Origin of the sequence: Methyloversatilis discipulorum (assembly GCF_018780585.1) — a bacterium.
GTDB classification, from domain to species: Bacteria; Pseudomonadota; Gammaproteobacteria; order Burkholderiales; family Rhodocyclaceae; genus Methyloversatilis; species Methyloversatilis discipulorum_B.
Genome location: NZ_JADMJL010000043.1, coordinates 46,362 through 64,033 on the forward strand (window position 1 = coordinate 46,362; position 17,672 = coordinate 64,033).

Genomic DNA, 17,672 nt, shown 5'->3' on the forward strand with positions numbered 1-17,672 from the left:
TGCGCAGTGCATAGCGCGCACGCCCGCCGCAGCCTGCGCCTGATCAACGACAGCGGCGCCATTTCCGCTGCGAGCGCCTGGTTGCGCACGCTCGGCGACAGCTTCGATCTGGGCAGCGAACTGGTGTTCCGGCTCGACCTGTGCGCGTCGGAACTGGTCGCCAACATCGTCAGCTACGCCTTCGACGACGAAGCGCCGCACACCATTGCGCTCGACCTGATCCTCGAACCGCAGTCGGTCAAGCTGGTGGTGGCCGACGACGGCCGCGAATTCGATCCGCTGGAACTGCCGGAGCCGGTGACGCCGGCCACGCTGGAAGAAGCCAGCGTCGGCGGACTGGGCGTGCACCTGGTGCGCCAGTTCGCCGATCAGGTCAGTTACGAGCGCACCAGCGGCCGCAACCAGCTCACGCTGGCGTGGACCCGGCCAAGCCGCAGCAGCCCGAGCGGCAGCCGCACCCCGGTGCGCCGCGGCGTCGAGCGTCGACGCCGTCAGGCCGCGGTGTTCCCGCTGATCCGCGCCGACGGCAGCCGTGTCGGCCACGACGCACGCGTCGGCGGCGAGCGCCGCGCCCTCGGTTTCATTTCGCGCCTCGACCTGTTTCGCGACGTGCCCTACGCACTGATCGAAGGCCTGCTCGCCCACTGCGCCCAGCGCGACTACCCGGACGAATACGTGGTGCTGGCGCCCGGCATGCAGAACGACCACGTGGCCCTGGTGCTGGCCGGACGGCTGCGGGTGTACCTGGACGATCCGGCGACTGACGGCCAGGGGGGCTACACGGTGATCGGCAGCGGCGAATGCGCGGGCGAGCTTTCGATCATCGACGGCGAGCCAGCGTCCGCCTGGGTGGTGGCCGAACCCGGCACGCGCCTGCTGCTGATCGACGCCCACACCTTCTTTTCCGAACTGCTGCCGCTGCCTCAGGTCGCCCGCAACCTGCTGCGCCTGATGGCGGCGCGCATGCGCCAGGCCAATCACCAGGTGGTCGAGCAGGTGCGCCGTTCGCTGGTACTGGAACGCCTGCAGTCGGAGCTGCGCACCGCACAGGAAATCCAGTCGGGCATGCTGCCGCTGCGCTCGCCGATGTTCGCCGAACATCCGGAGATCGAGTGCGAAGCCAGCATCCAGCAGGCGCGCGAGATCGGCGGCGACTTCTTCGACGCCTTCTTCATCGACGAGAACCGCCTGTTCGTCGCCATCGGTGACGTCTGCGGCAAGGGCATGCCGGCCGCGCTGCTGATGATGCGCACACTGACCACGCTGCGCGCAGAAGCGGCACGCAAGCAGGGGCAGAAGGGGCATCTGGAAAGGGTGATGGAACGCACCAACCGCAAGCTGGCGCTGAACAACGAACGACTGCTGTTCGCCAGCCTGTTCATCGGCCTGCTGGACACCCGCGATGGCAGCTTCCGCTACGCCAACGCCGGTCATCTGCGGCCGGTGCTGCTTCGTCGTGGCGACGCGCCGGTGCTGCTCAAGGTGCCGCGCAACCCGATAGCCGGCATCGACCCGACCATCGATTACGCACTGGGCGAAACCCGGCTCGGCTCGGGCGACCAGTTGCTGCTCTACACCGACGGCGTGACGGAAGCCCTGAACACGCGCGGCGAACTGTTCGGCGAAACGCGGCTGCTGGCGACGCTGACCGGTCTGCGCGCCGGCGCAGCAGGCGCCATCGACGCGGTACGCGAGGCGACCCGCCTGTTCTGCGACGGTCAGGCACCGTCGGACGACGTGACGCTGCTGGCGCTGCGCTACATCGGCCACACGTAGAACATGCATCCGCCACGTCCTTCACGGACGGCGGCGGATGCCCGTCGTGCTTACTGCACCTTGGCCTTCGACATCAGCGATTCGATGTGGGTCTGCACCGCCTGCTGCTGCATCGATTCGATCACGCGGTCCTTCACCTCCTCGAACTTCGGCGCTTCGGCGCGGCGGACGTCGTCGAGCTGGATCACGTGGAAGCCGTAGGCGGTTTTGACCGGCTCGGTCGTGAACTGGCCCTTCTCCAGCTTCTGCAGTGCGGCGTCGAACTCCGGCACGAAGGAGCCCGGGCGCGACCAGCCCAGTTCACCGCCGCGCTCCTTGCTGCCCGGATCGTTCGACACCGACACCAGTTCCGCGAACGGCGTGCCGGCCTGCAGCTTGGCAATGATGTCGCGCGCGACCTCTTCGGAATCGACCAGGATGTGGCGCGACGCGTATTCGTTCGGGCCGCCCTGAGCGACCACGCGCTCGTACTCGGCGCGGGCAGCCGCCTCGGTTACCGGGTTCTTCTCGACCCAGCGCTCCAGGTAGGCGTTGGCCAGCATTTCGCCACTGGAATAGGCGATGCGCTGCTGCACCTCCGGCACCTTGTCGGTACCGGCCTTGCGTGCCGCCTGCAGCAGCACCTCGCGGCGCACCAGGTGCTCGCGCACACGGTTGCGCAGGTCCTCGTTGTCCGGCGCGCCCTGGGCGACCTGCTCACGCACCAGCAGATCCGCCAGCGCGGCGGGCACGGCCACGCCATTGACCTTGGCCAGCGCGGCACCGGCCGCAGGCGCCTTGGTCTGGGCCACGGCGGAGGCAGCAACACTCATCATCAGGGCGGCGGCAAGTGCGCCGATACGGTGGTTCATCAGGACATCCTCGTGGGTTGTATGGGGCTCGATCGAGCGGAATGCTTATACCGCCCTTTTGGCCGGCGTGGCGAGGGCCGCTGTAACCGTGCTGTCGCCGCGACGTCATATGTGCTGAACACGCGCTGCATATCTTGAAGCGGTACCCTTCACGGAGACGGGAATGCTTCAGATCGATTCGGCACGCGAACGGCGTGCCCAGCGCAACCTCAGCGTCACGCTGGCGGCCTGCGAGTCCGAGGTGCTGGCGGCGCAGCAGTTGCGCTGGCGGGTGTTCGCCGACGAACTTGGCGCACGGCTCGACAGCACGGTGCACGGCGCCGACATCGACCGCTTCGACGCCCACTGCAAACACCTGATCGTGCGCGACGAGGACAACGGCCGCATCGTCGGCTGCTACCGCATCCTGCCGCCCGAAGCCGCGCGACGCACCGGCGGCTACTACTCGGAAACCGAGTTCGACCTCGGCCGGCTCGACCATCTGCGCCCGCAGATGGTGGAAATTGGCCGCTCCTGCATCGACGCCGATTACCGCAGCAACGCGGCGGTGATCGCGCTGCTGTGGTCCGGACTCGCGCGCTACATGCTGGACAGCGGTCACCAGTACCTGATCGGCTGCGCCAGCATCGGTCTGGCCGACGGCGGGCATAACGCTGCAGCCATCTGGGCCGGTCTGTCCGCGCACATGGCGCCGGCCGAGTACCGCGTGTTCCCGAAGGTGCGCCTGCCGCTCGAACGGCTGACGCCGAACGCCGCCAGCGTCGTGCCGCCGCTGGTCAAGGGCTATATCCGCGCCGGCGCCGAGGTGTGCGGCGAACCGGCCTGGGATCCAGATTTCAACACCGCCGACCTGCCGCTGCTGCTCACCATGGCCAAGCTGGACGCGCGCTACGCCCGCCACTTCATACAGCGCGCCGCCTGATCCGCGAACCGGGGAGGACGTAAGATGTCTGTCATCAGTCTGTTTGCCGACCTCGATCTTCCCTTGTCGCATCCTCATCCGCACCACCCCGCGGCGGCGCGCGCCGCCGCGGCCACGCACCACACGTCCGGCCTGCGCGCACAGGCGCGCATGACCTGGCGCATCGCGCGGCTGGCCGTACATCTGGCCGCCGGCTGTTCGCGCGTCGCCCTGCTCTATCCGCTGGTCGGCGAGCGCACGCAACGCAAGATGCGTGCACGCTGGTCGCGCCAGCTGCTCGGTGTGCTCGGCGTCGAACTGCAGGCGCAGGGGCCGCTGCCGCGGCCCGGCCAGCTGCTGGTGAGCAATCACATCTCGTGGGTGGACGTGTTCGTGATCAACGCCATCTCGCCACTGTCCTTCGTCTGTAAGGACGAGGTGCGCAGCTGGCCGCTGCTCGGCTGGCTGGTGGCGCGCAACCACACGGTGTTCATCCGTCGCGCCAGCCGCAGTTCGGCGGCCGAGGTGCGCGACCGGCTGGTCGGCTCGCTCAGCTGCGGACGCAGCGTGATGGTGTTCCCTGAAGGCACGACCACCGACGGCCGCGCCGTGCTGCCCTTCCGCGCCGCGCTGTTCCAGGCGGCGATCGACGCCGGCCGTGCGGTCAAGCCGGTGCGCCTGCGCTATGTCGATCACCGTGGCGAGCACTCGGACGCCGCCGCCTACATCGACGACGTGAGCTTCTGGCAGTCGGTCTGCATGCTGGCGCGCGCGCCGCGCACGGTGGCCCGGGTCGAACTGCTGCCGGCGCTGCCCTCGCACGGCCTGACGCGGCAGGATCTGGCGCAGGTGACACACGCCCAGGTGAGCGCGACCGCCTGAACAGTTGATTCGGATCAACGGCCGCGCAGCACGGCGGCGTACCGTGGAATCGGAGGCTGCGGCACGGTGCCGCAGACCGGACGGTACGAGGAGAACCGCATGATCCGCGAAGTCACCGGCGACATTCTTTTTACCCGCGCCCAGGTCATCGCCCACGGCATCGCCGTGCGCGAACGTTTCGACCACGGTCTGGCGCTGGCGCTGCGCGAGCGCTGGCCGTCGATGGCGCGCGACTACCGGCACGCACAGCACGGCCGCCACATGGTGCCGGGCGAGGTGTGGTCGTGGGCCGGCGTCGATAACGACGGCAGTACGCGCAACATCGTGAACATGCTCACCCAGGACATGGTGGGCGAAGGCCCGGCGGCGAAACCGGGCAAGGCGACGGTCGAGCACGTGCATCACGCACTGAAGGCGCTGGCCCGGCACCTGCAGGCGATCGGCGCCACCAGCGTGGCGCTGCCGCGGCTGGCCACCGGCGTCGGCGGTCTGGAGTGGGCCGAGGTGAAGCCGCTGATCGAACAGCATCTGGCACCGCTGGGCATTCCGGTCGTCGTCTACGAAACCTATCGCAAGGACGTGGTGGCGGACGAGAAGCTGCACTGACGCCGTCGGTGCGGCAGGCGCTCAGCGCCCGTCGCGCAGGCTGTCGATCAGCGCCATATTGTGTTCGAGCAGGCGATTGCACTCGTCGTCGCGCTGCGCGAACGCGTCGTCCAGCCCCTGCGCCTGCGCAGGGTCGGCGCGGCGTTCGGCCAGTACCTTGCGCTCGCGTGCCAGCACGGCCGTGACCTGCGGACGTTCGCCCAGACGCATCGCCAGCGACAGATAGTTTTTCGCCGCGTACTGGACACGCACGGTTCGGCTCGCCTGCGGATGCGCCGCCGCCATGTCGCCGTAGATCGCCGAGCAGGCGGCCAGTCGTTCCGCCAGTGTCGGCCGGTCCAGCACCTGCGCCTGCGCGCCGGCAGCAACCAGCAAAAAGGTCATCGAGACTGCTGTGTGTTTGATGTGCATGCAAAAGCCTCCGTGTCCGGCATCGCAGCGTAAACACCCTGCCTCCGTCGCTGCGGCCGCAGCGACGCGATGAGGACGATCGCCTCGTTCGATCGGGTGCACATCCCCGCCTTTGCGGCCATCGGCATCGCCGCGCCCGGGACTGTTTCCCTCGGCATGCGCTAGGGCAGCAGGCGCTCGCGCAGGAAAACCGGAAAGCGCGGCTGGCCGCGCGGCGTCAGCTCACGATAGCGGTAGGTGACGACGGCGCCGATGGCCGGCGGCGCCGCACGCTGGGCGTCGGTGAAGCCGCTGCCGATGCGGAAGCGTCGACCCGCTGCATCAATCACCTCGAGCGCGCCCAGCCGGCCGCGATGGCGACCCTTACCCGGCAGGTGGGCGAGCACGGTCGCTTCGGCATCGAGAAAGGGCGTGAGCTTGAGCAATGCGTCGCTGCGACCGACCGTCCAGCGGGCATCGGCCCGGTGCAGCATCAGGCCTTCGCCACCGCCGGCGACGACCTCGTCGAACAGCGCCTGCAGCGCGGCGCGGTCGGCCAGCCGCTGCTGCGGCACGACCCGTATCCAGTCGGCAACGGTCTCGTCGACCAGCTGCTCCATGCGTGCGAGCCGCTGCGAAAAGTCGCCGTCTGCGCCGGGCAGATCGAACAGCATGTAGCGCACCGCGCGCCAGTCGGCATCCGCCGGGCGCTCGCTGCGGACGATGCCGGACACTTCGTCGAAGCGGCCTCGCCCCAGCCACAGCTCGCCGTCGAGCGGGAATCCGGGCAGCGGCGCGACGAACCACGCCGGTGCGGCAATGGCGGCGCCGTTGCGCAGGCGCAGCGCCTGCCCGTCCCAGCGGGCGCGGACACCGTCGAGCTTTTCGCTGATCCAGTAGGGCGTCGGGTCGATGTCGGCGGGCGCGCGCTGCGCCAGCATCGGCAGCAGCGGGTCGGCAACAGCGAATGACGAAAACAGGCCGCAAAGACAGAACAGCAGCACGCGCATGGTCGGGACTCCGATGACGGAGCCGCGATTATCCCGCTTTATGACAAAGGCAAAAGTCGAGGCGCCCGCTCGTGCAGCCTGTTACGGTCGTTCAGCGCGCCTCGCCGGCCTTGCCACGCTCGCGCTGGTAGCGCTCGTATTCGAGGTTCGCGGTATCCAGGCAGCGGCTGCGTTCGGCCGCATCGACGATGCGGTCGCACTCGTTCTGGCGCCAGCCGGCAGCGCTGTCATAGACCTGCCGGCTGCTGCAGCCCGCGAGTACGCAGGTCAGCACGGTGATGGCGGCGATCGGGCGGATCACGGCTTCACTCCCCGAGATAGGCGGCACGCACCGCCGGGTTGTCCAGCAGTTCGGCCGCCGGTGCGCTCAGCGTGATTTCGCCGCCATCCATCACGCAGCCGCGGTCGCACAGCGACAGCGCGAGCCGCGCGTTCTGTTCGACCAGCAGCAGCGTGACCCCTTCGCGCGCGACTTCGCGGATCACGTCGAACACCGTGTCGACCATGATGGGCGACAGCCCCATCGACGGCTCGTCGAGCAGCAGGATGCGTGGCCGGCTCATCAGCGCGCGGCCGATGGCCACCATCTGCTGCTCGCCGCCGGACAGCGTGCCGGCGGTCTGGCCCGCGCGCTCCTTCAGCCGCGGCAGCAGGCCGAACACGCGCTCGATGTCGGCGTCGACGACCGCCTTGTCGTCGCGTACGTAGGCGCCCATTTCGAGGTTTTCCAGCACCGACAGCCGGGCGAACACGCCCCGCCCCTCCGGCACCAGCGCCAGACCCTTGCGCACCAGCAGGTGCGGCGGCGCGTGCTCGATCGCCTCGCCGCTCAGCTTCACGCTGCCGCGCGCCGGCAGCATGCGGGCGATGGCCTTCAGCGTGCTGGTCTTGCCGGCACCGTTGGCGCCGATCAGCGCCACCTTCTCGCCGGCGGCGACATCGAGGTCGACGCCGCGCACCGCGCAGATGCCGCCGTAATGCACTTCGAGTCCGCGCACCTCAAGCATCGACCGCCTCCGTCCCGAGGTAGGCGGCAATCACGCGCGGGTCGCGCCGCACGACGTCCGGCACGTCCTCTGCAATCTTCTCGCCGTAGTCCAGCACGGCGACGCGGTCGCACAAGCCCATCACCAGTTTCACGTCGTGCTCGATCAGCAGCACGGTCAGGCCGTCGCCGCGCAGCTTTTCGATCAGCGCACGCAGGCCGGCGGTTTCGGTCGCGTTCATGCCGGCAGCCGGTTCGTCCAGCGCCAGCAGCTTCGGTTCGGTGGCCAGTGCGCGGGCGATCTCCAGCCGGCGCTGGTCGCCGTAGCTCAGATGGGTGGCCTGCTGGTTGGCCAGCCGGTCGATGCCGACATAGCGCAGCAAGGCATGCGCGCGCGCCTCGGTGTCAGCCTCCTCGCGCCGCGCCGCCGGCGTGCGCAGAATGGCGCCGAGCACGCCGGTGCGCAGCCGGATGTGGCGGCCCACCATCACGTTCTCCAGCGCGCTCATCGCGCCGAACAGCCGGATGTTCTGAAAGGTGCGGGCGATGCCGACGCCGGCGATGCGGTGCGGCACGCCCAGCGGCAGCGGCTGACCGTTGAAGCGCACCTCGCCCTGGTCGGCGCTGTACAGGCCGGTGAGCACGTTGAAGAAGCTGGTCTTGCCGGCGCCATTGGGACCGATCAGGCCGTACACCTCGCCGGCGCGAATGGCCAGCGACACGTCGCGCAGCGCCTGCACGCCGCCGAAGCGCTTGCTGATGCCGCTCGCTTCGAGCAGAGGCGTGCTCATGCCGCCTCCCCGTGCGCCGCCAGTTCACGCTTGCGCAGCGCCGACGGCCACAGCCCCGCCGGACGCCAGCGCATCACGACCACCAGCGCGATGCCGAACAGCAGCAGACGCAGCGATTCCGGATCGATCAGCACCTTGCCGAACAGCGTCTGCTGCAGCGGTACCGCCCCCCAGCGCAGCGCCTCCGGCAGCAGCGCGAGCAGCACCGCGCCAAGGATGACGCCGGCGATATTGCCCATGCCACCGAGCACCACCATGCACAGCACCATGATGGATTCGAGCAGGCCGAAGGACTCCGGGCTGACGAAGCCCTGGAAGCCGGCGAACAGGCCGCCGGCCACGCCGCCGAAGGTGGCGCCGAGGCCGAAAGCCAGCAGTTTCACGTTGCGCGTGTTGATGCCGCAGGCACGCGCGGCGACTTCGTCCTCGCGGATGGCGACCCAGGCGCGGCCCAGCCGCGAATCCTGCAGCCGCAGGCAGACGAAGATGACGAGCAGGGTCAGCGCGAGGAAGAAGTAATACTGCAGATGCACGCCGGGCACCATGACGCCGAACAGTTCCAGCGGCCGGTTCAGCGCGTGGCCGCCGATCTGTGCGGCGGCGATGTTGTTGATGCCCTGCGGGCCGTTGGTGATGTTGGCCGGCGCGTTCAGGTTGTTCAGGAAGATGCGGATGATCTCGCCGAAGCCCAGTGTCACGATGGCCAGATAGTCGCCGCGCAGCTTCAGCGTCGGCGCGCCCAGCAGCACGCCGAACAGGCCCGCGACCAGCGCGCCGAGCGGCAGCACCGCCCACACCGGCCAGCCTGGTGCGGCGGCGAAAACCTGCGGAAAGGCGATCGCCAAATGCGGACTGGACAGCAGCGCATACAGATAGGCGCCGACCGCGTAGAAGGCGATGTAGCCGAGGTCGAGCAGGCCGGCGAAACCGACCACGATGTTCAGCCCGAGCGCCAGCATGATGTAGAGCAGCGCGAAATCGATGATGCGCACCCAGGAATTGCCGAAGCTGGCACCGACGACGAAGGGCAGCACGGCCAGTGCCACGCCGATCAGCACGACGCCCAGCCGGGCCTTCAGTTTCGGATCGACGCTCATGCCCGCTCCGCCACCTTTTCGCCCATCAGGCCCGACGGCCGGAACACCAGTACCAGGATGAGCACGAAGAAGGCGAACACGTCCTTGTAGTGGCTGCCGAGGAAGCCGCCGGTCAGGTCGCCGATGTAGCCGGCGGCCAGGCTTTCGATGATGCCCAGCAGCAGCCCGCCCAGCATGGCGCCGCCGAGGTTGCCGATGCCGCCCAGCACCGCCGCGGTGAAGGCCTTCAGCCCGAGCATGAAGCCCATCGCGTAATGCGCGATCGAGTAGTTGGCCGCCACCATGACGCCGGCCACCGCGGCCAGTGCCGAGCCGAGTACGAAGGTAAAGGAAATGACGCGGTCGACATCCACGCCCATCAGCCGCGCCACGGCCGGGTTCTCGGCGGTGGCGCGCATCGCGCGGCCGAGCCGGGTGCGGGTGACCAGCCAGACCAGCGCCGCCATCAGTGCCGCCGCGGTAGCGATGATGATGATCTGCAGGTCGGTGATGGCGGCGCCGAGGAACTGGTGCGGTGCTGCCGGCAGCAGCGGTGGAAAGGTGTGGTAGTTGCGGCCCCAGCCGATCATGGCCAGCTGCTGCAGCACGATGGACACGCCGATGGCGGTGATTAGCGGCGCTAGCCGCGGGGCGTTGCGCAGCGGCCGGTAGGCGATGCGCTCTATCGTGAAACCGACCGTCATGCAGACCGGAATCGCGATCAGCAGGCCGCCGAGCACGACGACCGGGCCCGGCAGGCCGCTCGGCACCAGCAGGCCAATGGCGGTCAGCGCGGTCAGCGCGCCGATCATCACCACTTCGCCGTGGGCGAAATTGATCAGACCGAGAATGCCGTAGACCATCGTGTAGCCGAGGGCGACCAGCGCGTAGATGCTGCCGAGCACCAGACCGTTGATGATCTGCTGGATGAAGATGTCCACGAGGTGTCGAGGGAGGAGCCGGGAGAAGAGGGAAGCGCCGGTCAGACGCCTGCGGTGCGCGCCGCCCGGCCCGGGGCCGGTGCGGACGCGCAGGACTGCATTGTGCCGCTCAGTGGGCTGTGCGGTCGGCCGTTCAGTTGTTCGGCTTGCCGCCCATCGTTTCGAGCGCCGACCACGCGCCGCCCTTCGCCTGGTAAAGCGTGACCGCGCCGTCCTTGATGTCGCCCTTCTCGTCGAACTGGATCTGCGCGCTCAGGCCGGGGTAGTTCAGCGCCGCCAGCGCCGGCAGGAATTTCGCCGTTTCGGTCGAGCCGACCTGCTTCATCGCCTCGGCCACCACGCGTACCGCGTCGTAGGCATAGGGGGCATAGAGCTGGATGTCGGTGTTGTACTTCGCCTTGTAGCGGTCGCGGAAGGCGGTGCCGCCGGCCATCTGGTCCAGTGGCACACCGGGCAGCGAGCAGTAGTGGCCTTCGGCGCCCTCGCCTGCCAGCTTGTGGAATTCCACCGTGCAGGCGCCGTCGCCGAACAGCATCGGCGCGCTGATGCCCAGCGTCTTCAGCTGACGCGCCATCGGACCGGCCTGGGTGTCCATGCCGCCGTAGAACACGAGGTCGGGCTTGGTCGACTTCACCTTGGTCAGGATGGCGGCGAAGTCCGTTTCCTTGTCGGTCGTGTATTCGCGGGTGACCACCTCGGCGCCGGCGGCCTTGGCCGCCTTCTCGAACTCGTCGGCCAGGCCCTGACCGTAGGCGGTGCGGTCATCGATGATGGCGATCTTCTTCGCGCCCAGCTTGCTCGTGGCGAAGCTGCCGAGCACGCTGCCTTGCTGCACGTCGTCGGCGAACACCCGGAACGCCGTCTTGTAGCCCTGCCGCGTGTAGGTCGGATTGGTGGCGGACGGCGACACCTGGACGATGCCCGCGTCGTGATAGATGCGCGACGCCGGAATCGTCGTGCCGCTGTTCAGATGACCGATCACCGCGTGCACGCGGGCATCGGCCAGCTTCTGCGCCACCGTGGTGCCCTGACGCGGATCGGCCTGGTCGTCCTCGCCCAGCAGTTCGAACTTCGCCACCTTGCCGCCGATCAGGATCTTCTCGGCATTCAGGTCGTCGATGGCCAGCCGGGCGCCATTCTCGTTGTCCTTGCCGAGGTGGGCCTGCGGACCGGTCAGCGGTGCCACATGACCGAGGCGGATGGTGATCGTGGCCTCGCCGGCATCGGCGGTCGCGGCCGGCACGGCGGCCTCTTCCTTCGGACCGCAGGCGGCGAGCAGGCAGGCCGACAGGGCCACGAGTGCGGACAGCGGGCGCGACGGGGTGATCAGGGTCATGTGGAATCTCCGCAAGGGACTGAAAAGGTTGTCAGCCCCGGATTTTGCGGGCGGGCGCCCGGAGCGTCAATTTGGATGCGGCAGAAACGACGATGCCGGTGCGCACAAGCGCACCGGCATCGTCAGTCTGCATCAACGAACGGCAATCAGCGCGCCATGCGGCGACGCGCGGCGGCAATCAGGCCGAGACCGGCGAGGAACATCGCGTAGGTTTCCGGCTCAGGAACCGGCACCGTCACGACGATGGGGTTCTGCGACATCGACACCGGGCCGGTCTCGCTGAAGGTGAGGCCGGTCACGAAGGCGGTCGGGTTCAGCGGGTCGAGCGCTGCGCCCTCCTCGATGCCGAGGATGCGGAAGCGGGTGACCGCCTCGGCAAAGGTGAAGGTGACGCCGCCGGTCAGCACGTCGCCGCTGGCCACCCATGCTTCGCCGTTCCACAGCCACAGGTCGTACAGGCCGTCACCGAAGGTCGGCAGCAGCACCGAAGTGATCGACGGACCGCTGTTGACGATGTAGTCGTAGCCGACGGCGATGTCCGGATCGATGAACACCGGCGTTCCGGCGGTCACGTTGAAGTCGAAGTTCCAGCCCTCGTCACTGGCCACCGGCATCAGCGGGTTGGAGGCGGAGGAGCCCGGCAGCTGACCATTGCGGATCGCGAACGACCACAGGCCGGCTTCGCCGCCTGCCACATTGGTGGTGTGCTGCAGGTTCAGCACGTCGCCGGTGCGCGAACCGGGCAGCGTCAGGTAATTGACGCCGTCGCCGGCGTCGTAGCCGGCCTGCGCCGGAATGCCGCCCAGGCCGTTCGAACCGCCGCTGGCGTTACCGGTGGTCCATTCCAGTCGCTCGTAACGGAAGTCGACGTCGAAGTCGCCGCCGCCTTGATTGCGCAGCACCAGCTGGAAGCTGTTGGTCTTGTCGGTCGCGCCACTGTAGTAGCCGACGGAATCCCAGGTCACGGCCAGTGTGTTGGCGTTCGGCGAGTGGATCCAGACGTTGCCCACGGTGCGCGTGTCGACGTCACCCCAGAAGGGCGCAATCATCGGCTGGCTGGTGATTGGGAAGGGATCCGGCGTGTAGGCACCGATCGCCGACAGGAAACTGATGTTGCCGTTGTTGTTGACGACGAAGTTGCTGAAGGTCTGGCCGAAGAAGTTGATGTCGAACGGCAGCGGCAGCTGGTTGGTCGATTCGTCGTCATTGGCCGCCAGGAACTGCGAGCCGTAGATATTCTCACCGACGCCGAAGGTGAGCATCGAAACAGCCTGCGCGCCGCCGGACAGCGTGGCGATCAGCGCGGGCAGGAGAAGGGTGCGGAATTTCATCTGTAACGCTCCGGTAATGTTCGACCGGGCGTCAGCAAGTCATGTGCCAAAACGTATGACTTTAGTATTAGTCCTTTCGGATCATCGACCTACGGCATATGGCGGCGGCACGCCGTTTCAGCGGTGTAAGGCGGGCCGACACGACCGCCCTGAAGTGCCTAGCACAACGCCGATCGAAACGGCCGCACGCGGCCCCCTGTCAGCTGAAGCAATGCGTGACGCGGGTCACGGCTGACGCATTGCGCGTGAGCGCTCAGCTACGCACCTTGTCGCCGGCCGGCAGCGGGCCCAGCCCGCCCTCTTCGCGCACGTCGTCCGGCAGGCGTTCGCGCAGATCGCTGATGATGCCGAGCGCAGCCATCAGCTTCAGGATGTAGAAGGTGACGTCGATTTCGTACCAGGCGAAGCCGGCACGCGCGCTGGCGCCGTAGCGGTGGTGATTGTTGTGCCAGCCGCCGCCGAAGGTGAGCAGCGCCAGCAGCGGGCGGTTCACCGAGTCGTCGTCGGTGTCGTAGCGGCGGTAGCCGCCCGGCATGAAGCGGAAGTGACCGACCGAATTGACCATGGACACCGTCTGTACGCCGAGCGCGGTGGGCAGGAAGAAGCCCCACATCAGCGCCGCACCGCCGCTGACGGTCGGGCCGAACGCACCGGCCTGCGCCAGCAGCCAGATGAAGAAGGCGCCGGACAGCATGAGCAGCGTGTAGTGCTTGTTCACCCAGAGGATTTCCGGGTAGCGCGCGAAATCGGGCACGACGTCGAGGTCGGTGTCCTTGTAGCGCTCGCACCAGACCCAGCCGACGTGCGAATGGAACAGGCCATGCTGGCGCGGCGAGATCGGATCGTCCGGCGTTTCGACGTTCTGGTGGTGGTGGCGGTGCACCGACGCCCACCACAGTGGACCGTGCTGGCCGCACTGCGAAGCGATCACCGCGAGGATGAACTGCACCGGGCGTGAGCACTTGAAGGCGCGGTGCGAGAAGTAGCGGTGGTAGATGCCTTCGACGCCGAACATGCGCAGCGCGTAGCTCGCCAGCGCCAGCCACACCAGAGGCCAGGTCGGCGGATAGACGAAAGGCGTGGCGATCGCGGCAGCGAACAGGATGACGTAGCGCACCCGTGTCTGGTTGATCGACTCGGTGACCTGCTTGCCGTACTGCGTGCGGGACGCTGCTGCGCTCATGCTCGACCTTCTCCGGGAAAAGGATGCCGAGCGCGAGTCTAGCAAGCGGGGTATTGCAGCCGATGCGTCGAATACAGCCGCCCCTTGCCCCCAATTCGCCGGGTGAACGAAAAAGCCGGCCATGTGGCCGGCTCTTCCCGTACGCGACAGCGTGCTTACTTGGCGCCGCCGAGCACCCAGGCTGCCAGCGTCTTGGCATCGGCGTCCGACAGACCCGGCTGCGCCGGCATCGGCATCGGGCCACCCCAGGACGGCTTGGTGCCGGCCGGCGTGCCGGCCTTGATGAAGGCGGCGACCTTCGCTTCGGCGTCCTTCTGGCCGGCGTACTTCTTCGCGACAGCCTGGTAGCCCGGGCCGATCTTCATGTCGGCGCCCTGCGAATGACAGGCCAGACAGCCCTTGGCGGTGGCCAGGTCCTTGCTGGCGAAAGCCGGCGCGCTCACGAGCGCTGCGGCGCAGACGACGGCGGAAATCAGGGTTTTCATGGTGTTCCTCGACGGAGTGGTTGATCCAACGTTCAGTGGGTCGCGGGGCCGGGCAGATCCGGCGCAGGCTCGGCGGCGCGGCCCGCAAGTCTAAGCCAGCCGACAGCGGGTGAACAAGAGCGTGCCGTGCAGCCTGCCCCGGATACAACGACGGCCAGCCGCCGCACGTTGACCGGGATCAGCGCACTGACGTTCGCCGCCAGCCCAAGCTGAGCGCCGTACCGACCAGGATGATGACGGTGCTCGCCAGCATCGCCAGCGTCGGCCGCTCGTCGAACAGCAGATGGCCCCACAGCATGGCGAAGGGCGGGATCAGGAAGGTGACGCTCAACGCCTGCGTCGCCCCCATGCGGCCGATCAGGCGGAAATACAGCGCGTTGGCCAGTGCGGTTGACACCAGGCCGAGCACCGCTACCGCCAGCAAGGGGCGCCAGGAGGGAAGATGATCGGGCAGGGACGCCAGCGCCCACGGCAGCAGCAGCAGCGCCCCGACCAGCGAAATGCCGGTGGCCACGGCCGACGGATGCACGTCGTGCAACTGGCGTCGCACCCACTGCACGCACAGGCCGTAGGAGGCCGACGCGATCAGCCCGAGCGCCACCGCGTCCAGTCCGACCTTGAGTCCGCCGACCTCACGCAGGCCCGCCAGCAGCACGACGCCGGCAAACCCGAGCAGCAGGCCCAGCTGCTTCGGGCGCGACAGCGCCTCACGCCACACCCACACGCCGAGCAGCGCCGAAAAGAGCGGAGAGGTCGCGTTCAGCACCGCGGCAAAGCCGGCGCTGGAGCGCATGACCGTCTCGGCGAACAGCACGAAGGGCAGCGCTGTGCTGCCGGCTCCGGTCAGCAGCAGCCATCCGCTCACCCGACGACGCTGGCCTGCAGCAACGTCGCGCAAGGGGCAGCCAAAAAGCGCCAGCAGGGCTATCGACGCCAGCGCAAGACGCAGCCCGACGGTCAGCGGCAGACCCAGTTCGGGGATGGCGACACGGTAAAGCGCGAAGGACGCGCCCCAGATCAGCGCCAGCAGCAGGAATTCGACACGGGTGCGCACGGCGGAGCGAGGTCGAGGCGGGCCGCCATTGTCGCCGGCCGACGCCCGGCCCGCCAGCCGGCTAAACTGCCGGCCTGCATCTGCTGCCGCTGGAACATCATGACGCCCCGCTTCGACCTCGCCCCGCCCGCCCCGGACCTGTCCGCCCCGCTGCAGGCCTGCCTCGACAACAAGACCAAGCCGCTCGGCGCGCTTGGCCGGCTGGAGGCGCTGGCACTGCAGGTCGGTCAGGTTCTGGGCTCGACCGCACCCGAGCCGGGCCGGCCGCACCTGCTGGTGTGCGCCGGCGATCACGGCACGCTGCGCGACGCGCGCGGCCGCGGCCTGTCGGCCTACCCGGCCGACGTGACCTGGCAGATGGTCGAGAACTTCCTCGCTGGCGGCGCCGCCATCAACGTGCTGGCGCGTGAGGGCGGCATGGCGCTGCACATCGCCGACTGCGGTGTGGCGCACGACTTCGGCCTGCGCGACGGCCTGATTGACGCCAAGGTGGCGCACGGCACCGCCAGCTGGTTCGACGGCCCGGCGATGACGCCAGCGCAGTGCGCGCAGGCGCTGGACAACGGCGCCCGCATCGCCCGCGACATCGCGGCCGGTGGCGCTCGTGTGCTCGGTTTCGGCGAAATGGGCATAGGCAATACCGCGTCCGCCTCGCTGATCACACATCTGCTGACCGGTGCTGCGATGGACGACTGCGTCGGCCGCGGCACCGGTCTGGGCGACGCCGCGCTGGCCGACAAGAAGCGCGTGCTGGCCGGACTGGCGGCCGGCTACGACGGTCCGCGCGACGCGTTTTCGGTGCTCGCCGCCTTCGGCGGCTTCGAGATCGCGACCCTGGCCGGCGCCATGCTGGGCGCCGCGCAATCGCGCATGCTGCTGCTGATCGACGGCTTCATCAGTTCGGCCGCCGCGCTGGTCGCGCAGGCGCACGCGCCGGCGCTGCGCCACTACTGCGTGTTCTCGCACCGCTCGCAGGAGCGCGGCCATGCCATCCAGCTCGAGCACATGCAGGCGCTGCCCCTGCTCGACCTCGACCTGCGCCTGGGCGAAGGCACCGGGGCCGCGCTGGCCTGGCCGCTGGTCCGCGCCGCCGCCGCCATCCTGCGTGACATGGCCAGTTTCGAGTCGGCCGGCGTGTCGAAGGCGTGAAGGACACGCCGGGCACCACGGTGACACGCCGATGATCCGCCGCGAACTCGAACTGTTCTTCAACGCGCTGCGCTTCTTCACGCGGCTGCCGGTGCCGGCCTGGGTCGGCTGGTCGAATGAGCTGATGAACGCCAGCGCGCGCTGGTTTCCGGCGGTGGGCTGGGTGGTCGGCGCCGCCGGCGCCGCGGTGTTGTGGGGGACCGGGCAGGTACTGCCGGCCGCACTCGCCGTCGTGCTGTCGACGGCAGTGACGATACGACTGACCGGCGCCTTCCACGAGGACGGCTGGGGCGACGTGTGCGATGGCTTCGGCGGCGGCTGGTCGCGCGAACAGATCCTGACCATCATGAAGGACTCGCGCATCGGCGCCTACGGCGCCCTCGGCATCGTGCTCATGCTGGCGGGCAAGCTGGCGGCGCTGTCCGCGTTGCCGCTGGCGAGCGCGGTCATCGCGCTGCTGGTCGCGCATCCGCTGTCACGGCTGTGCGCGACCGCGCTGATCTACTTGATGCGCTATGCGCGTGACGAAGACCCGGACGGCGTATCGCGCGCCAAACCGCTGGCAGTGAAGCTGTCGGGTGGCGGCATGCTGTGGGCAGCACTGTGCGGTCTGGCACCGCTGGCGCTGCTCGCACCGGTACAGATCGCTCTGGTGACCGGGCTCGCGCTGCTCGTCACCGCCGTCGCTGCGCGCCACTTCCAGCGCCGCATCGGCGGCTACACCGGCGACTGTCTGGGGGCCGCGCAGCAGCTGACGGAGCTGGCCGTGTATGTGGCGCTGTGCGCGCGGATCTGACCGCGGTTCGGCTTGGTGGTGGTGAGCTTGCTCGCGAATAGCCAGAACCGAAGCTTGCGGCCCGCCACTGCCCGGTCGCGGCCAAGGCCGCTCCTTGTATTGTCTTTACCTCCCGAGGGGCACCTCGGG

19 protein-coding genes are annotated in these 17,672 nt (G+C 68.6%); 6 read left to right on the forward strand and 13 right to left on the reverse strand.

The window, feature by feature from the left end; all coding sequences use genetic code 11:
- Window positions 1-6 precede the first annotated feature (6 nt).
- A complete protein-coding gene (locus IV112_RS17780; protein ID WP_304005740.1) occupies window positions 7-1,776 on the forward strand; it encodes a SpoIIE family protein phosphatase in 1,770 nt (589 codons plus the stop codon).
- Window positions 1,777-1,826: 50 nt separating this feature from the next.
- Here IV112_RS17780 and IV112_RS17785 read toward each other — a convergent pair whose 3' ends face one another.
- Entirely contained in the window at window positions 1,827-2,627 is an 801-nt protein-coding gene (locus IV112_RS17785; RefSeq protein WP_304005742.1) for a peptidylprolyl isomerase, read from the reverse strand.
- A 163-nt stretch (window positions 2,628-2,790) separates the two neighbouring features.
- Here IV112_RS17785 and IV112_RS17790 point away from each other — a divergent pair, with 163 nt between their 5' ends.
- The 3 genes from IV112_RS17790 to IV112_RS17800 all read left to right on the forward strand — a co-directional run bounded on the left by IV112_RS17790 (window position 2,791) and on the right by IV112_RS17800 (window position 5,016).
- Window positions 2,791-3,549 (forward strand): GNAT family N-acetyltransferase, encoded by a 759-nt coding sequence (locus tag IV112_RS17790; protein WP_304005743.1) that lies wholly within the window; start codon window positions 2,791-2,793, stop codon window positions 3,547-3,549.
- 24 nt (window positions 3,550-3,573) lie between these two features.
- On the forward strand, window positions 3,574-4,410 hold the full coding sequence (locus IV112_RS17795) for a lysophospholipid acyltransferase family protein (protein ID WP_304005745.1): 837 nt from the start codon (window positions 3,574-3,576) through the stop codon (window positions 4,408-4,410).
- Window positions 4,411-4,509: 99 nt separating this feature from the next.
- Window positions 4,510-5,016, forward strand: a complete 507-nt coding sequence (locus IV112_RS17800; protein ID WP_304005747.1) for a macro domain-containing protein — start codon at window positions 4,510-4,512, stop codon at window positions 5,014-5,016.
- Window positions 5,017-5,037: 21 nt separating this feature from the next.
- Here IV112_RS17800 and IV112_RS17805 read toward each other — a convergent pair whose 3' ends face one another.
- From IV112_RS17805 to IV112_RS17860, 12 genes are all read right to left on the reverse strand, one after another.
- Window positions 5,038-5,400, reverse strand: coding sequence for a hypothetical protein (locus IV112_RS17805; RefSeq protein ID WP_304005749.1), 363 nt, complete (start codon window positions 5,398-5,400; stop codon window positions 5,038-5,040).
- A 188-nt stretch (window positions 5,401-5,588) separates the two neighbouring features.
- The gene (locus tag IV112_RS17810) at window positions 5,589-6,416 is read right to left on the reverse strand and encodes a DNA ligase (RefSeq protein ID WP_304005751.1); all 828 of its coding nucleotides are present in this window, start codon (window positions 6,414-6,416) and stop codon (window positions 5,589-5,591) included.
- A gap of 91 nt (window positions 6,417-6,507) precedes the next feature.
- Window positions 6,508-6,717, reverse strand: coding sequence for a hypothetical protein (locus tag IV112_RS17815; protein WP_304005752.1), 210 nt, complete (start codon window positions 6,715-6,717; stop codon window positions 6,508-6,510).
- Between the two features lie 4 nt (window positions 6,718-6,721).
- Entirely contained in the window at window positions 6,722-7,423 is a 702-nt protein-coding gene (locus IV112_RS17820) for an ABC transporter ATP-binding protein (protein WP_304005754.1), read from the reverse strand.
- A complete protein-coding gene (locus tag IV112_RS17825) occupies window positions 7,416-8,192 on the reverse strand; it encodes an ABC transporter ATP-binding protein (protein WP_304005756.1) in 777 nt (258 codons plus the stop codon). Before IV112_RS17825 ends, IV112_RS17820 begins: the two co-directional genes overlap by 8 nt.
- Window positions 8,189-9,289, reverse strand: coding sequence for an ABC transporter permease subunit (locus tag IV112_RS17830; RefSeq protein WP_304005758.1), 1,101 nt, complete (start codon window positions 9,287-9,289; stop codon window positions 8,189-8,191). Before IV112_RS17830 ends, IV112_RS17825 begins: the two co-directional genes overlap by 4 nt.
- Window positions 9,286-10,209, reverse strand: a complete 924-nt coding sequence (locus tag IV112_RS17835; protein WP_304005760.1) for a branched-chain amino acid ABC transporter permease — start codon at window positions 10,207-10,209, stop codon at window positions 9,286-9,288. Before IV112_RS17835 ends, IV112_RS17830 begins: the two co-directional genes overlap by 4 nt.
- A gap of 133 nt (window positions 10,210-10,342) precedes the next feature.
- Window positions 10,343-11,545 carry a branched-chain amino acid ABC transporter substrate-binding protein gene (locus IV112_RS17840; protein WP_304005762.1) on the reverse strand — a complete coding sequence of 401 codons (1,203 nt, stop codon included), beginning with the start codon at window positions 11,543-11,545 and terminating at the stop codon, window positions 10,343-10,345.
- A 146-nt stretch (window positions 11,546-11,691) separates the two neighbouring features.
- Window positions 11,692-12,876, reverse strand: a complete 1,185-nt coding sequence (locus IV112_RS17845; protein WP_304005763.1) for a nidogen-like domain-containing protein — start codon at window positions 12,874-12,876, stop codon at window positions 11,692-11,694.
- A gap of 253 nt (window positions 12,877-13,129) precedes the next feature.
- Complete coding sequence (locus tag IV112_RS17850; RefSeq protein ID WP_304005765.1) at window positions 13,130-14,059, reverse strand: acyl-CoA desaturase; 930 nt, start codon at window positions 14,057-14,059, stop codon at window positions 13,130-13,132.
- Window positions 14,060-14,214: 155 nt separating this feature from the next.
- On the reverse strand, window positions 14,215-14,544 hold the full coding sequence (locus IV112_RS17855; protein ID WP_020166374.1) for a c-type cytochrome: 330 nt from the start codon (window positions 14,542-14,544) through the stop codon (window positions 14,215-14,217).
- Window positions 14,545-14,722: 178 nt separating this feature from the next.
- Window positions 14,723-15,598: a DMT family transporter gene (locus tag IV112_RS17860; protein ID WP_304005768.1), complete on the reverse strand. Its 876-nt coding sequence runs from the start codon at window positions 15,596-15,598 to the stop codon at window positions 14,723-14,725.
- Between the two features lie 99 nt (window positions 15,599-15,697).
- Between IV112_RS17860 and cobT the strand changes: the two genes are divergently transcribed.
- Window positions 15,698-16,747, forward strand: coding sequence for a nicotinate-nucleotide--dimethylbenzimidazole phosphoribosyltransferase (cobT, locus tag IV112_RS17865; RefSeq protein ID WP_304005769.1), 1,050 nt, complete (start codon window positions 15,698-15,700; stop codon window positions 16,745-16,747).
- Between the two features lie 31 nt (window positions 16,748-16,778).
- Window positions 16,779-17,543, forward strand: a complete 765-nt coding sequence (locus tag IV112_RS17870) for an adenosylcobinamide-GDP ribazoletransferase (protein ID WP_304005771.1) — start codon at window positions 16,779-16,781, stop codon at window positions 17,541-17,543.
- The last annotated feature ends 129 nt before the right edge of the window (window positions 17,544-17,672 follow it).

What these genes read in the sequence shown, in the direction of transcription:
- IV112_RS17820 (WP_304005754.1), bottom strand. Translation starts at nt 7,423, where the DNA reads ATGCTTGAGGTGCGCGGACTCGAAGTGCATTACGGCGGCATCTGCGCG.
- IV112_RS17850 (WP_304005765.1), bottom strand. Translation starts at nt 14,059, where the DNA reads ATGAGCGCAGCAGCGTCCCGCACGCAGTACGGCAAGCAGGTCACCGAG.
- IV112_RS17845 (WP_304005763.1), bottom strand. Translation starts at nt 12,876, where the DNA reads ATGAAATTCCGCACCCTTCTCCTGCCCGCGCTGATCGCCACGCTGTCC.
- IV112_RS17800 (WP_304005747.1), top strand. Translation starts at nt 4,510, where the DNA reads ATGATCCGCGAAGTCACCGGCGACATTCTTTTTACCCGCGCCCAGGTC.
- IV112_RS17825 (WP_304005756.1), bottom strand. Translation starts at nt 8,192, where the DNA reads ATGAGCACGCCTCTGCTCGAAGCGAGCGGCATCAGCAAGCGCTTCGGC.
- IV112_RS17790 (WP_304005743.1), top strand. Translation starts at nt 2,791, where the DNA reads ATGCTTCAGATCGATTCGGCACGCGAACGGCGTGCCCAGCGCAACCTC.
- IV112_RS17805 (WP_304005749.1), bottom strand. Translation starts at nt 5,400, where the DNA reads ATGACCTTTTTGCTGGTTGCTGCCGGCGCGCAGGCGCAGGTGCTGGAC.
- cobT (WP_304005769.1), top strand. Translation starts at nt 15,698, where the DNA reads ATGACGCCCCGCTTCGACCTCGCCCCGCCCGCCCCGGACCTGTCCGCC.
- IV112_RS17870 (WP_304005771.1), top strand. Translation starts at nt 16,779, where the DNA reads ATGATCCGCCGCGAACTCGAACTGTTCTTCAACGCGCTGCGCTTCTTC.
- IV112_RS17855 (WP_020166374.1), bottom strand. Translation starts at nt 14,544, where the DNA reads ATGAAAACCCTGATTTCCGCCGTCGTCTGCGCCGCAGCGCTCGTGAGC.
- IV112_RS17795 (WP_304005745.1), top strand. Translation starts at nt 3,574, where the DNA reads ATGTCTGTCATCAGTCTGTTTGCCGACCTCGATCTTCCCTTGTCGCAT.
- IV112_RS17785 (WP_304005742.1), bottom strand. Translation starts at nt 2,627, where the DNA reads ATGAACCACCGTATCGGCGCACTTGCCGCCGCCCTGATGATGAGTGTT.
- IV112_RS17810 (WP_304005751.1), bottom strand. Translation starts at nt 6,416, where the DNA reads ATGCGCGTGCTGCTGTTCTGTCTTTGCGGCCTGTTTTCGTCATTCGCT.
- IV112_RS17840 (WP_304005762.1), bottom strand. Translation starts at nt 11,545, where the DNA reads ATGACCCTGATCACCCCGTCGCGCCCGCTGTCCGCACTCGTGGCCCTG.
- IV112_RS17830 (WP_304005758.1), bottom strand. Translation starts at nt 9,289, where the DNA reads ATGAGCGTCGATCCGAAACTGAAGGCCCGGCTGGGCGTCGTGCTGATC.